The sequence below is a fragment of the Streptomyces sp. WM4235 genome, assembly GCF_001279725.1.
Taxonomy (GTDB): Bacteria; Actinomycetota; Actinomycetes; order Streptomycetales; family Streptomycetaceae; genus Streptomyces.
On record NZ_LGDE01000016.1, the window covers coordinates 1 to 13,633 of the forward strand.

General features: G+C 65.7%; 11 protein-coding genes and 5 pseudogenes. 11 read left to right on the forward strand and 5 right to left on the reverse strand.

All coding sequences use genetic code 11. The features are described 5' to 3' along the window. Nucleotides 1-482: 482 nt before the first annotated feature. Both ADK55_RS03270 and ADK55_RS03275 read left to right on the forward strand, forming a co-directional pair. Nucleotides 483-863 (forward strand): hypothetical protein, encoded by a 381-nt coding sequence (locus tag ADK55_RS03270; protein ID WP_053675829.1) that lies wholly within the window; start codon nucleotides 483-485, stop codon nucleotides 861-863. Nucleotides 864-981: 118 nt separating this feature from the next. Next, on the forward strand, nucleotides 982-1,431 hold the full coding sequence (locus ADK55_RS03275) for a lamin tail domain-containing protein (protein ID WP_159041265.1): 450 nt from the start codon (nucleotides 982-984) through the stop codon (nucleotides 1,429-1,431). A 287-nt stretch (nucleotides 1,432-1,718) separates the two neighbouring features. Here the strand turns inward: ADK55_RS03275 and ADK55_RS37375 are convergent. Beyond that, a pseudogene (locus ADK55_RS37375) lies at nucleotides 1,719-2,578 on the reverse strand (IS5 family transposase). A gap of 90 nt (nucleotides 2,579-2,668) precedes the next feature. Between ADK55_RS37375 and ADK55_RS39470 the strand changes: the two are divergent. After that, on the forward strand, nucleotides 2,669-3,241 hold the full coding sequence (locus ADK55_RS39470) for an excalibur calcium-binding domain-containing protein (protein WP_234349876.1): 573 nt from the start codon (nucleotides 2,669-2,671) through the stop codon (nucleotides 3,239-3,241). Between the two features lie 406 nt (nucleotides 3,242-3,647). Then, complete coding sequence (locus ADK55_RS03290; RefSeq protein ID WP_053675835.1) at nucleotides 3,648-4,127, forward strand: ricin-type beta-trefoil lectin domain protein; 480 nt, start codon at nucleotides 3,648-3,650, stop codon at nucleotides 4,125-4,127. Between the two features lie 123 nt (nucleotides 4,128-4,250). Here the strand turns inward: ADK55_RS03290 and ADK55_RS37380 are convergent. Further along, nucleotides 4,251-4,349, reverse strand: a pseudogene (locus ADK55_RS37380) (CsbD family protein); the annotation flags it as partial. Nucleotides 4,350-6,149: 1,800 nt separating this feature from the next. On the opposite strand from ADK55_RS37380, the pseudogene ADK55_RS40850 reads away from it, so the two are divergent. From ADK55_RS40850 to ADK55_RS39485, 4 genes and pseudogenes are all read left to right on the forward strand, one after another. Next, nucleotides 6,150-6,329: pseudogene (locus tag ADK55_RS40850) on the forward strand (hypothetical protein); the annotation flags it as partial. A 26-nt stretch (nucleotides 6,330-6,355) separates the two neighbouring features. Then, nucleotides 6,356-6,607, forward strand: coding sequence for an RICIN domain-containing protein (locus ADK55_RS39475; protein ID WP_053675839.1), 252 nt, complete (start codon nucleotides 6,356-6,358; stop codon nucleotides 6,605-6,607). Between the two features lie 692 nt (nucleotides 6,608-7,299). After that, nucleotides 7,300-7,713 carry a hypothetical protein gene (locus ADK55_RS39480; RefSeq protein ID WP_053675841.1) on the forward strand — a complete coding sequence of 138 codons (414 nt, stop codon included), beginning with the start codon at nucleotides 7,300-7,302 and terminating at the stop codon, nucleotides 7,711-7,713. A 69-nt stretch (nucleotides 7,714-7,782) separates the two neighbouring features. Further along, nucleotides 7,783-8,202 (forward strand): hypothetical protein, encoded by a 420-nt coding sequence (locus tag ADK55_RS39485; protein ID WP_053675843.1) that lies wholly within the window; start codon nucleotides 7,783-7,785, stop codon nucleotides 8,200-8,202. Nucleotides 8,203-8,466: 264 nt separating this feature from the next. Here ADK55_RS39485 and ADK55_RS03315 read toward each other — a convergent pair. Continuing rightward, a pseudogene (locus ADK55_RS03315) lies at nucleotides 8,467-8,673 on the reverse strand (IS701 family transposase); the annotation flags it as partial. A gap of 267 nt (nucleotides 8,674-8,940) precedes the next feature. Here ADK55_RS03315 and ADK55_RS03320 point away from each other — a divergent pair. From ADK55_RS03320 to ADK55_RS03330, 3 genes and pseudogenes are all read left to right on the forward strand, one after another. Beyond that, complete coding sequence (locus ADK55_RS03320; RefSeq protein ID WP_234349877.1) at nucleotides 8,941-9,306, forward strand: hypothetical protein; 366 nt, start codon at nucleotides 8,941-8,943, stop codon at nucleotides 9,304-9,306. A 12-nt stretch (nucleotides 9,307-9,318) separates the two neighbouring features. Then, nucleotides 9,319-10,396, forward strand: a pseudogene (locus tag ADK55_RS03325) (IS701 family transposase); the annotation flags it as partial. A gap of 464 nt (nucleotides 10,397-10,860) precedes the next feature. After that, nucleotides 10,861-11,616 carry an IS5/IS1182 family transposase gene (locus tag ADK55_RS03330; protein WP_053675847.1) on the forward strand — a complete coding sequence of 252 codons (756 nt, stop codon included), beginning with the start codon at nucleotides 10,861-10,863 and terminating at the stop codon, nucleotides 11,614-11,616. Between the two features lie 49 nt (nucleotides 11,617-11,665). Here the strand turns inward: ADK55_RS03330 and ADK55_RS38305 are convergent, their stop codons facing one another. Together ADK55_RS38305 and ADK55_RS35835 are read right to left on the reverse strand one after the other, a co-directional pair. After that, nucleotides 11,666-11,944, reverse strand: a complete 279-nt coding sequence (locus tag ADK55_RS38305) for a hypothetical protein (RefSeq protein ID WP_159041267.1) — start codon at nucleotides 11,942-11,944, stop codon at nucleotides 11,666-11,668. 36 nt (nucleotides 11,945-11,980) lie between these two features. Next, the coding region (locus ADK55_RS35835) for a polymorphic toxin-type HINT domain-containing protein (RefSeq protein WP_234349878.1) at nucleotides 11,981-13,633 on the reverse strand (1,653 nt) is incomplete at its 5' end.

The following is a 13,633-nucleotide window of genomic DNA, read 5'->3' on the forward strand; positions in this document are numbered from 1 at the left end:
GGACGCGCCTTCTTCTTCCCCATGCTCTCCATGATGAACATCATCCTTCCGGGGCCCAAGCCCCTGATCTCCGATGTCCGTCAAAGCGGATCAAGCCCAGGGGATCGCACTCACGCTGAGACTCGGGCTCGGGCTCGGCGCGGCGGCTTCGGGTCCACCGGAGCAGCCGGCTGACAGGGCGGCGCCGACAACGGTCAGTACGAGTGCGAATGCGCGGGTCCGCATGTGTCCCCCTGGGCGACGGGTGGGCCTTCAACTGGTCCCCGACCACGCTGCCTTACCGCACCTCCCCACGCGTCTCCTCGTCGAGTTCGAGGCGCATTCGTAACAGGCGGCCAACCGGTCGAGCTCTCGACGGCCGCGTCGTTCGTTCAGCCGAGCATCGGGGCACCGAACAGGCCGGGAACGGGCGAGATGCCTAGCATCGGTGCAAAGCGCACCCATCGACCACGCACACCGTTCGATATTTCCATGGAGGCGTCATGTTCCCTCGGGGCCGTCGGTTGGCGAGCGCCTGCACCCGTACGGTCCTGGTCGGCATGCTTGTCACCGGGTGCGCCCTCGCCTCGCCCACAGGTGAGGGCCTCGGGGGGCCCGGCAGCAACGCCGGGACCGAGGTCGCGGTGGGCGCCTACCTCCACTACGGCTCGCCCGGCGTGGAGAGGATGCGGGGCCTCTCGCACTGGCTCGGGGGCACCGAGCTGCGCGCCGGGCACACCTACCTGCCCGGAGACACCTGGTCGAACATCGAGGGAGCCCCCGATTCCTTGCGCAGCTGGGTCCGGTGGCGCCCCCAAGCTGTAGCGGGAAGCCGCCGGGGCCAGGGGCGCCTGCCCGTGCCGTTTCGACCGTGTTGGCGTTGATCCAACCGTGGACAGCCCGGCCTCCCCGCTCGCGGGTTCGCCGGCTGCTGTCGGATCTGTCGGTGGCGTGGTGATGCGTTGCCGCATTTGGGAGGGAACGCACGTGAAGAAGAGGGCCTTGTTCACCGGCACCGTGGTGTGCACCGCGGTGCTCATCGTTTCGCAGGCCGCCACCGCGGGTGCCGCTGTGCATCAGGGCGGTCTGCATTTCGGTGCGCTGCTGTTTGACGGCCCGGGTGCGGATCTGCCCCGGACGAACAGCAAGCTGAACGCCGAGTACGTCGACCTCCACAACAACACAGGACAGGCCCTGCACCTGCGCGGCTACACCGTCAAGACCGCCGCCGGAGCCTTGTACACGTTCCCGGCGTTCACCCTCGCGGCGTGGAAGACGGTTCGCTTGAAGAGCGGACAGGGCAGTAGCACTGCTGCCACCGTGTTCCGGCAGAAGGACACCTTCTGGTTCAACAACTCCTCCGGTGCCCTCACCCTGACTGCGCCGGGCAGGGCCAAGAAGGACACGTGTGCCTGGAAGGCCAACGGCCGCGGCTACACCACCTGCCACTGACCTCTAGCGCCGACCAACACCCGGGCACTCGCCCCGCGGTGATATTCGGGCCTTGAGTCGGCCAGGGTGCCTCCATGCCGGCCGCTGGCAGCCGCACCAAAACGCCCCGCGTCGCGCCCCCTGGCTGCCGGCGTACTGATCCCCGCAGCGGGCCGCCTGCCGTACGACGCCGAGGGCTTACCCGGTCGCGGAGTCAGTGCGGGGTGGCACCGCTCTCATCAACTTGTTCGGTTCTGGAGATGCGCGTGTACCCGCCCCCTGAAGTGACCTTGCCTTAGGCAGTGTCTTCAAAGGGGTTTGAGCCAGAGGAACAGGGACGCGATGGTGACGGCTGCCTGGTAGGACTCGCGGGTTTTGTCGTAGCGAGTGGCGATCGCGCGGTACTGCTTGAGGCGGTTGAAGCAGCGTTCGACGACGTTGCGCTTCTTTTAGAGCTCCTTTTTGAAGAAACGCGGTCTGCCTCCGTCACGGCCTCGTCGGGACCGGTTGGCCCGCTGGTCGCGGCGCTCGGGAATGGTGTGGCCGATCCCGCGTTTGCGCAGGTAGGTGCGTATCTTGCGGGAGCTGTAGCCCTTGTCGCCCAGGACGTGGTCCGGACGGGTTCGGGGCCTTCCGGGCCCGGCCCGGCGGACCCTGATGGTGTCCATGACCTCCTCGAAGTGGGTGCAGTCGGCGGCGTTGCCGCCGGTGAGGACGAAGCCGAGAGGCCGGCCGCGACCATCGCAGGCCAGGTGGATTTTCGTGGTCAGTCCGCCTCGGGATCGTCCGAGGGCGTGATCACATACTTCGTCCCCCTGCTCCGCCCCTTTTTCCGGGCGCCCGCTGCATGCTGATGGGCCCGCGCGACCGTGGAGTCGACCGACACCAGCCAGTCGATGTCACCGGCCGCGTCCTTTTCCGCCTGGACCGCTGCCAGCATCCGCGTGAACGTCCCGTCCAGCGCCCACCTGCGAAAACGCGTGTACAGAGTCCGCCAGGACCCGTACCGCTCCGGCACATCACGCCACGCCGACCCCGTCCGCAGCTTCCACACGATCCCATTCAGCACCCGCCGGTCGTCCAGCCGCGGCCGCCCCGAAGCCGACCGCGGCAACAACGCGGACAACGCGTCCCACTCCAGATCCGACAGCTCATGACGACGCACCATGCAACACATGATCCCCCATCAGAACCCTTTGAAGACACGGCCTAGCCGGTCCCGGTGCGTCGGTGGCATCCGCTGCTGGCTGTTCCCGCCGTGGTCCTCGCGACGCTGTTCGTGCCGCCCTTCGGGGCGGCGCTCGCGTTCATGGCGCGCTGGGACAAGGCCGGCAGGGCGGTGACGGTCGTCTTGGCCGCGGTCTGGTTCGTGGTGCTTCTCGCCGCCGTCAGCTCGGGACAAAAGCCTGTGCAAGGCGATGCCAAGCCGCAGGTTCAGCCGGTTGTCACCGTCACGGTCACCGCAGTACCCCCGCCCGCGCCGGTGGCTTCGTCCAAGGCCCCCGTGGCTTTCCCGTCTCCTCCCACGCCGCCCGCCCCCACATCGAGTGCGCCGGCGTCGGCTGCCGCTGTCGCGCCGCCTGCTGAACGGCCGCCGGTACCGCGGCCAGCCACGGCCGACGACGGCAAGACCCCAAGCCGGGCCGACGCCCCCGCGATCACTCGACCCTCATCAGACGATGGCAGCGCCAGCAGCTCCGGCTCCGGCGGGGGTGTCTCGTACCGGAACTGCACCGCCGTCCGCCAGGCCGGAGCCGCGCCGATCCGCCGTGGGGATGCCGGGTACGGATCGCATCTCGACCGTGATGGCGACGGCATCGCCTGCGAGTGACCGGGGGATGGCGACGGATGGCCGAGCACCTCGTCGAGGGCAACCTCGCCGGGCTGGACGAGCAGACCGCCACGGGCCCGGGCGGCGATTCACGCCTGCCGGGTGCTGTGATGGCGCCACCGTATCCCCGGGGCATGCCCGTGACCTCGCTATCCGTGCCTCCGAGTACCAACTCCGCCAGACACCCTCCACGGGTCCAGGGTGTCTGGGCGTACTCCCTGACTGCTCTCTCGGGAGTCTGTCGGGTTATCGCACGTACCGGCTCTAAGGGATGAAGATGCTGCGCAGAAACCGTTGGCCAACTCTTGTTTGCTGCTACCAATTACCTTGCGTTCGGAACCGAGATGGCAATCCATCGCGTTCGGGCGTGAATCCCATTTCTTCAGCACGAACGGATTTCGCCCTCATGGCAATCGCCCTTCGCAAGACGCTCGCTCTCACGACGCTGGCGCTGACCGCTTCCCTCCTGCCGGCCGCCGGGGTGCAGGCCGCGGTATCCACCGTCCCGGCTCTCCGTGCTCCCGGGCTCTACTGCCTGGCGAATGCCTGGAACACCCCGAACGTCTCCACGAAGCCGTGTGACCCGAAGGACCAGGGCCAGCACTGGACCCTTGCGGGCCACCAGATCTTCCTGACCAACGCCCCGGCCTACTGCCTCGCCAACACCTGGAACGCCGCGGACGTCTCGGTGAAGCCGTGCAACCCGAAGGACCAGGGCCAGTACTGGAATGTTGCGGGTCAGCAGATCGCCCTCTCCTACGCGCCGGCTTATTGCTTCGCCAATGCCTGGAGCACCCCGAACGTCTCGACCAAGCCGTGCGACGTGAAGGACCAGGGCCAGCGCTGGGTGATCTTCAAGGACCAGATCAGCCTCGCCGCCGCCTGACCCTCGCCGGCCCAGACCGTTGTGGTCGGCATGTGTCCTGGCCGACGGTGAAAGTGTCTGGGCCCCGACCTGGGGGAGTAGGTCGGGGCCCAGCGAGGTGCAGCGGCCGAGGCTGCGCGGGGGTTAGTGACGGAAGGTGTCCTTGAAGTCTTCCTTGGCCTGGTCGGCGTGGCCTTCGGCGGTCATGCGCTGGTTGCCGACGGCGCGGCCGACACCTTCACGCCTGGCTGGCGGCTCGTCGTACGCCGAAGAGACCGACGAGCCAATGAAGGCTGCCCACGGAGAGGTCGCCGTCCTTGATTCAGGCGTGCCGCTTCCTTGTGATGCGGTCACGGGGCTGGGGGGTAGCTTGGCGGCGGAGGATACGAGGGCGTCCGGTCGGGCTTGGACAGTGCAAGCCGAACCAGAGCGGCGACGGCCCCGGGTCCCACGGCCATGGCCGCGAGGACGGCGGGCATCCACTGAGGAGAGATCGTGTCGTCGTTCCTGTATGCCTCGGCGGCGCTGCTAGTCATGGGTCCCGAGGGCCGCTCGACATCCGACGCGAAATCCTCTGCGTGCTGCACTCCGTAGTAGGCCGCGAACGCGACGGTCAGGATCGAGACGCTCAGGACGATGCCGAGCCAAAGGCGTCGCGCGGACGAGCTTCGCATGGGAATGAGGGCAAGCAGCAACCATGGAACAGCCAAGAATGCAAGAGCGGTCAGAGCCATGTGTCCCCCAAATGCGCGTAATCGTGCCGGAGTTGACTGTCACCCATACTGCGGTGATTCTCGTTGTGATTCACGCGATGGGAACAATGCATGTGAAGCAGCAGGTAGAGCCCCTCCCGGCTCCCCTTCCGGCACAGTGGTCCGCCACCGAGACTGGAGCTCCTCAGGCGTGGGGTGCTCGGTGGGCAGGGGGGGTTGTGTGGGGACCGGGCGAGTTCATGGCGTGTCGCCGGTGGGGACGGCTTTGCCGTTCATGACCCACAGGCCGAGGTTGTGCCATATCTGGGTCTGCGGTTGAAAGATCTTGTTCTCGTGAACGACCCCACGTCGTGCCCATTACCGCAGCTCACACCGTCCGTAAGAGGATCTCCCGGCACGCTGACACCCTTTCTCTCTTCCCCTGATACGTCAGCGAAGGGGAAGAAGTCCACTCCCATGGCCGGGAAGGCACGGGCCGATGCGCTGCGGTTGCTGGGGTGTGTGCGGATAGCGACGGTGCGGCAGATGGCTTCCGGGATTGTCGACGGGCGCTGTCAGGGCCGGCGACGGAATGACGCCGTGTCGAAGCCCTCCGACTCCGGCCCGCCGGTCCGGGGGCTGTGCGCAGCGGAAAGCTCCGGTGCCCTGTGAGGGACTGCCCGGGGGCTCCGGGGGCTGGCGGGGTCAGACCTTGCTCGTCCAGCTGTTCACCGGCATCGCGCGCGCAGGCGGCCACGTCGCCCACTCGTTCCCCGGTCTCGTGTAGTCCTGCCTCGTCGAGTTCGACAGAGAGTGTTCCGAGGGCGGTGATCGTGTGTTCGGTGATCTCGCCGGTCGCGTACAACCGACTGATGGTGCCGCCGTCCCGGTGCGGTCGCAGGATCTCGCGCACGTCGTCGTCCGTCAGTTCGTCCATGAGGTCAGGGTAGGGACGGCCCACGGACGAGCAGCGTATTTCGGGCGTGCCGTCCCGCGCACGGGTGGGCCGACGGCGAGCCCCGGCGGCCCGTGAGGACCGCCGGGGCTGCGTCGGGCCGCGCTGTCCTCAATCAACCCTGGAGTCAGGGTGGTTGGCATCCCCCCTGCTCGTTGGGGGTGTGCGGCATGAGCTGAAGTGGAGAGGTCGGCAACGCACGTCGCCGAGCGGTGCGCCCGTGTGCGCCTTTAGCGCAGTGTGGTCGATATGGGGACTGTGATGATCATGTGAAATCACCCAGAATCTCGGGTCGCATCAGACTCCGATGCGTATTTCGGACATCAAGCAGGGCATGAGAATGAAGAGAAGAGCGGATACCTGGCGGCTCTTGTCGCGATGTTCCTTTCGTTCATGATGATCAACTTGACGTCTTCCTACGCATGGGCGGCCGGCGGGGATTGGAAGAACAACACGCCCAGCTCGGTCAAGTGCGCGACGCCGCAGGGCAACAGCAACGCCAACGGGACCGTTCTCACGCTGTGGGACTGTACGAACTCCTACGCCCAGAAGTTCCAGCTCACCAGCGACAATCACACGCTCATTCACGTGGCGAGCGGAAAGTGCCTCACCTCAAGGGCAACAGCACCGCCAACGGGACCGTTCTTACGCTGTGGACCTGCACGGGCAGCAACCTGCAGCAGTGGGAGGTGGGCGACTACAGCCTTGCCCGCAACAGGACGACCCGTTGGGTCGGTGACAAGTGCGTGACCAACTACGGCGACAGCCAGGCCAACGGCACCTGGATGACTCTGTGGACCTGCTCCGGAGACTGGCCCCGCTCCCAGGACTGGGCCATGAACTGGTACCACTAGTTTCCCCACCCCATGACACCCTCGCGCCCAGAAATGGTCCGGGGGTGTCGTGTTGACCGCGCCAGGCACGCTCGGCGAGAGGGAGCAGAGCGGAGCCTCGGTGCGTACGACCGCAACCAGGCGACCGGCTTCCCAGGCGGGCGTACTACCTCTTCGAGGAGTGAGCCTGCCCGAGTCCGGCCCCGCCCGGCGCACCCGGTCGACGCCGGGTTCGACGAACCTACCGGGCGGTCAGTCTGCTTCTCCCTTTGGTCGCCGGCCGGGCGCCGAGATCCCCCGAGCGGCGAGGGAGGCCGATACTCGCCGCGGTGGGTGTGGTCGGCTCTCTGGCGGTCTCTGTCGGGCCGTGGGGGCCTCGGACGGTCAGGCTGGGCTACCTCGTGGACATCGTCCGTGGGGAGGCCCCGGGTGCCCTTGCAGCCGCCCGTTGACCCGATGTTGACGCAAGCCGCCGAGGCGATCCCCGGGCCCGGTGTCGTGGCGGACGGGCTCGCCTTTGAGTAGAAGTTCGACGACCACCGGGCGATCCTCTTCACCTCGGCCGGGCAGGGCGGCCGGGTGCTGCTCCAGACCCGTCGGGGGCGCTCGTCCAGGACCGGTTTCCCGACCTCGTGGCGGCGGCCGAGAAGCAGTTGCCGGGCGGTCTGGTCCTCGACGGTGAGTTGCTCGTGTGAGACCCGGAGGCCGGTCGGTTGTCGTTCGAGGCGTTGCAGCGCCAGGCCGCCGCCCGCGCCCGCACCGCCGCCACCCTCGCGGCGGGCCTGCCGGCCTACTGCGTCCCCTTCGAAATCCTCCAAGCCGATGACGTCGAGTTGCTCGCATTGCCGTACCGGGAGCGCCGCAGGCGCCTGGAAGTCCTCTTCGCGGCCCGGGGGCTGACGGCTCCGTGGACGCTGTGTCCGATGACCACCGATGTGGCCAAGGCCCGGGAGTGGTTGGGGGACTGGACCGACGTGTCAGGCGTCGAGGGCTTGGTGGTCAAGGGGATGAGCCAGCGCTACCGGCCGGGCGCGCGTGCCTGGACCAAGATCCGACGTCGCGACACACCGAGGCGATCATCGGCGCCATCACCGGCACCCTCGCCCGCCCTCAGCTCCTGGTCCTAGCCGCCGGCGCTGTCGCGCTATCGCGGGGACAGCACTCTCCCGTTACGGGACAAGCCATAGGCTCCGGCCATGACTACCGATCAGTGGTACGTCCTCATCGAGGAGGACACCCGGACGACGCGCAGTGCCGACGGAGTGCAACTCAAACTGCACCGCTGGACACTGGTGGCCACCCACCCCGTCAACGGCACGGAGGAACAGGCTCGCGCCGTGGCCGAGGACGCGGCCCTGCACCACCTGCCGGGGATCCTGGCCCGTCACGCGAGACCGGGGGACGTCCCGGCGCGTCAGGCCTTCCTCACCTCGGACGGCGCCTGGCTGGTCCAACTCAGGCAGCGTCGCCGCGAGTGCCACCTCCGCGTGAGCATCGCCCGTCTGATCCACACCCGAGAAGAGACCCAGGCCCCGCCGAAGACCCTCAAGGAGAAGTTCCGCCACGCCCTCGAAGGCCCCGAACCATCCGAAGCCTCCTGGACACCGAGGACCTAGTACTGCAACGGTCTTTGTACTGATGGTTGGGCAGTTTCTGGTGGTGTGTGGCCGCGTGGTTTGTAGTGGCTGACGCGGGCTTGGTGTTGTCGTCGGCGGCGCCAGTGGGGCCAGTGCAGGACGTGTTGGACGGGTGCTGGTCGGCGGTGGGTGAGGCGGGGGATCAGGGGCCTCAATTCGGGGGGGGGAAGGGGGATGAGTTGGGGGGGTCCGGTTCTGCTTTCCCGGTATCCGAGGCTCGGGCCTTCAGGACGGTGAGGCAGGGTGGATCCGGTCCGGACCCGCATGCCCGGCTTCCTCGGCCAACGTCCAGCCGTTCTTCCGCTCCAACGGCGCTATCAGACCCCGCATATACGCCAGCGCCGACTCCCTCGGCTCCATCCGCGAGAACCGATGGACGAACCGCCCATGCAACTCCGACAACCCCGCCGACCACACACAGGCATCCGTCCGCACCGACTCCAACCCCATATCCACCACAACGTCATAACTGCCCAACAGCCACCCAAAGAACCGTTGCAGTACTAGTTGCCCCAGTTCACGGACTTGTCGGTCAGGGACGGCTCGGAGATGCCGTCCAGTCCGTGCATGCACAGGGTGCTACCGGCGGGAGACGCGATTGTTGAGCGTGTTCAAATAGGCTGCGCGGTCGCGAGGTCGGGCGTTCAAACTTGGGGGAGGGGTCTGAACATGCGTGCTGGGACTTTGATGGTGAGAGGGGCAGGCCGGCGGTGGCTCGTGGCTGCATTGACGGCTTCCGCGGTATTCGTCGCAGGGTGCACGGCCTCGGTCGACCCTGACGAATTGCCCGGTCTGTACCGCAACGAAAAGACGGGCGGCGAGATCCTGCTCGGATCTGATGGGACGTTCTCCGCCACCGACGTATCGACCGACGGGTCATCCGACCCGGCCGACTTCCAAGGCAGCTGGGAGTTCCTCGACAGCCAAGAGTCCAGCGACTTCGTCTACCTGAAGGTCAAGGACGGTGGACTCGGCGTGACCGCCGGTATCCAGCTCTATACGAGAAGCCAGGATACGGTCTACTTCCGGGACGACCCGGACGGGCCGCCCTCTCTGGTACTCAAGAGGGTGACCGCGCCCTAGTACTGCAACGGTTCTTCGCGTTTCGCGAGGTCGGCGCCGCGGGGACGGGCGCTTGCGTATATGCGGGGGTTGATCGCTCCGTTGGAGCGCAAGAACGGCTGGACGCTGGCGGAGCGGGCCGGTGATCGGCTGCCGATCGGGATGCAGCGCCTGCTGGGCGAGGCGGAGTGGGACGCGGAGAAGGTCCGTGACGACGTGCGGGACTACGTCGTCGAGACGATCGGCGACAAGGACGGCGTTCTGATCGGCGATGACACCGGCTTCCTGAAGAAGGGCGTGCGCTCGGCCGGCGTCCAGCGGCAATATTCCGGCACCCCCGGACGTACCGAAAACTGCCAGGTCGGCACCTCCCTGGCCTACGCCTCGCCCAAGGGGCGGGCTCTGATCGACCGGGAACTGTACGTGCCCGTCTCCTGGACAGACGACCGCGAGCGGTGCCGGGACGCGGGAATCCCCGACGAGGTGGTCTTCGCGACGAAGACCGAGCACTTCAAGGCCATGCTCAACCGTGCGATGGAGGCGGGTGTGCCGTTCGCGTGGGTCACCGCGGACGAGGCCTACGGACAGTCGAAATCGTTGCGTTGGTGGATGGGACAGCGCGCCGTCAGCCATGTGATGTGTGTGAAGACCAGCGACACCGTCATCACCCGCGGCATGGGCGAACGTCGTGTCGACGCCCTCGTCGACGGTCTGCCGCCGCAGGCGCGGAAGCGTCTGTCCGCCGGGAAGGGATCCCACGGCGAGCGCATGTACCAGTGGGCGCGGATCCCCGTCCGGATCTGGTGGGAGAACGGCCACGGCCACTGGGTCCTGACCCGCAGGAGCCTGAAAGACCCAACGGACCTCGCCTACTACGTCTGCTACGACCCCGTCCCCACCCGGTTGAAGGACCTGGTCAGGGTGGCCGGCGCCCGCTGGGCCGTCGAGGAATGCTTCCAGACCGCGAAGGGCGACTGCGGCCTGGACCACCTGCCAGGTCCGTCTCTACCACGCGTGGTACCTGCACATCACCCTCGCCATGGCCGCCCTCGCGGCCCTGACCGCCGTCCGTTCCCACGAACTCTCAAAAGGGGAAACAGCGGTGGCCTGATACCGCTGTCCGTAGCGGAGATACGCCGCCTCATCGGCCACCTCCTCCGCCCCGTCCACCACCATCTGCACTGGTCACACTGGAGGAGACTCAGCCAGACACGCGCCCGCGACAGCCACTACAGACAACGCGGACACACCCCATAACTGTGATTGCAGTATAAGGACTCCTAACGAAATAGACCTGATGGTTGACCGGAGCGAGCAAATCTCCAGCGGTCTACAGCAGTTCTCCCCGAGGCGGGCACACGACGAGCGGGCCCGGTGTCAGTGCTATGTGGCACTGTCGCCCCGATGATCACCGTCATCAGTCGGATCAATCGGGGGATGCCCAATGGCGGACAGTGAGCCCTTTCCAACCTGACGGCGGGCCTGTGGTGTTGGTCGGTGTGGGCTGTACGGAACGACGAAGCTCCTGGTAGACGGGTTCTCGACCAAGATCACCCGTGCCGCCAGGAGCTTCGCGTGCTTGTCTACCCGTCGTCGATCGATCTGTCCAGCAGTACCCTGCGGCACCTGACCGAGCAGCTCGCAGTTCGGCAACGGGAGATCGGTACGCGGTGGAGACGACTGCCCGTCGGCCGTCAGGCCCTGCTCGCCCTGGCCTATCTGCGGTGCGGTGACACCTACGCCCAGCTTGCCGCCGGCTTCGGAATCGGCATCGCGACCGTCTACCGGTACATACACGAGGCCGTCGAAGTCCTGGCCGCTCGCGCACCGACACTGGCCACGGCGATAGAGACGGCCCGGACGAAAGCGTTCGTCATCCTGGACGGCACGCTGTTGCCGATCGACCGGATCGCCGCCGACACCCCCTACTACTCGGGAAAACACAAGCGGCACGGCATGAACGTCCAGGTCCTCACCGACCCATTCGGCCGACTGCTCTGGGTTTCCCCTGCCCCGCCCGGAGCCACTCACGACCTGACCGCGGCCCGAAGCCATGGCATCGTCGACGCGCTCGCGGCCGCGGGCCTGAAGTGCTGGGCGGACAAGGCCTACCAAGGCGCCGATCAGCACATTCGAGTCCCCTTCCGGGGCCGCCGGCTCACGCGCTGGAAGCGACGGCACAACAGCAGTCACGCCAAGATCCGCTGCGTCGGCGAGCAGGCCATAGCCGTGTTGAAGGGTTGGCGCCTCCTGCGGAAGCTCCGCTGCAGCACCAACCGGATCACCGACATCGTGAAGGCAGTCCTCGTCCTCCACCACGCCTCAACATGAGGTTGGAAAAGGCTCACTATTACCGGTCGAGATACTCAGACGGGAAGCATCACTCCTCCAAGTATTTACCACCGGCATCGAGCCAGTCATCCACAGCCTCCAGCAACCCTCGGGCAATCCCCTTAGATTCAGTACTAGAATCGCTTGATTCCAACAAGAGTAGAGCCTCCTTCATGGTCTCAGCAGAATGCCTATCAACATGAAGCGAGATGAAGTAGTTAGGGTCAACTATCGACCCTAGAAGCCCAGGAAGCCCCTCCTCGGCTCTTGGTAGTAGCCATTTCGCCTGACCCTCAGTCATGCCAGGGAAAACTACACTCCAGTACATGTCGCTCCCTTCCTCGCCCCCGGATTCGCCATGGAATCAGCATCCAATCGGATTAAGCAGGGCATCGGTCGTCGCAGTCCGCGACGACTTACTCCCTAGAGCCTTCACGGATTTTGCAATCTTCCAAGTTCCCCCGTTGTGGGAACCGTCACCATTTCCGATGTCCTGAGATATAAACGTCTTTCCGTTTGTAAATATCTTCTGCCCCTTCAAGCGCGTTCCCTCGTCACGGTATCCGAGATACTTTGCCAAATCAGTGGCTTGCTTACTGGTCAGCGGCTGATTCCGGCCCTTCAATTGCGTGGGCAGCGGATCGTCATTGTGAACCAGGACCGGTGTGGCCCCCGCCAGCACATAGTACGTGTGGGAGTCGGCCACTGTGAGGTTGTAGGTGGCCTGCTTGGCCTTGTACAAGTGTGAGTCGACGAGTCGAGCCTTGTGGCCCTCGGTTGTCCGGAGGGTCGTACCGGACTCTAGCTGGCCCGCATAGATCCAGGTGTTCTCGGTGTCAGACCAGAATGGATGGTGCGTCGTGGTGGTGACGTAGCTGACAGTATCATCGGTCGAGATACTCAGATCGGCGAAATCTTTATCGTTCTCCGTGAAGATTTCGGCGGTTACGATCTTTGGGCTGGTTTCGCCGGTTTCGGTGTCGGTGGCGAGTACTTCATCGCCCACCTCCACGTCTTCGATTTTCTTCGTCGTGCCGTCCGCCATCAGGATCAATGTTCCTGCGATGAAACTGTTGCGGCTGCCACAAGTTATGGCGATGTCAAATTCGGGATTCTTCCCGGCAGACCTGACTCCCCGAATGGTGTCTCCGGCAACCACGCCGACCCCGGCGGTTGTGATTGCGATGATCACGTCATTGACTGCTTGCTTACAGCCGTTTCCTTGGATGCACTCCCATATGTTTCGAATCCCGAGAAATCCCAGGAAATCGCCGGTCGTGGGCTGCGATAGGCCGGTCCTCGCGGCGATGTCGCAAAATTCACGAGTTGATTCAGGGGCTGAGCTGCACTTGCTGTATGCCCATGTATGGAGGTTGTCTTCCCAGCTTCGATTTCTGGGGTATGCGACGATGTTGAAAGCTGTTAGTTCTTTTTGGGTCGGGAGATCAATGCCTGCAATGCTGATTCTGACGTTGCTGGCTCCCTTGTTGCCGCCGTTCTTGCCGCCGGTGCTCCCGCCGCCTGAGCTTCCGTTGCTGCCGCCGCTGCCGCTGCCACCTCCTGCGCCGCTGCGTTCCCGGTTCCAGGCGCTGTTGGGATTGTTGACGTTGCATCCGTCGCAGTAGTGCTGGAGGGGGCGCTGGGCCCAGGCGCTGTCCGGGTTGTTGACGCTGCATCCGTCGCAGAAGAGTCCGGAGGGGTCGGATCCGCCGATGGGGTTTCCGTTGGCGTAGGTGTAGCCGTTCATCTGGAGCGGGTTGGTGATGTCGACGATGGGGTCGGGGGAGATGAAGCGGCCGGTTGTGGACTCGTATTCGCGGGCGCCGATGTGGGTGAGGCTTGTGTTGGTGTCGTCGATGCCGGTGCCGAGGAAGCCGCGGGGGGTGGGCCAGCTGTTGGGCTGGGTGCCGCGGGGGTTTCCATAGGGATCGGATTTGCGGCGGGGGATGCTTTTACCGGCCCCGGGGGGGATGTTGGGGGGGGCGGGGGCCTGGGGGGCGGCAAGCTGGGCACTGAG

What these genes read in the sequence shown, in the direction of transcription:
- ADK55_RS03270 (WP_053675829.1), top strand. Translation starts at nt 483, where the DNA reads ATGTTCCCTCGGGGCCGTCGGTTGGCGAGCGCCTGCACCCGTACGGTC.
- ADK55_RS03290 (WP_053675835.1), top strand. Translation starts at nt 3,648, where the DNA reads ATGGCAATCGCCCTTCGCAAGACGCTCGCTCTCACGACGCTGGCGCTG.
- ADK55_RS39485 (WP_053675843.1), top strand. Translation starts at nt 7,783, where the DNA reads ATGACTACCGATCAGTGGTACGTCCTCATCGAGGAGGACACCCGGACG.
- ADK55_RS38305 (WP_159041267.1), bottom strand. Translation starts at nt 11,944, where the DNA reads ATGTACTGGAGTGTAGTTTTCCCTGGCATGACTGAGGGTCAGGCGAAA.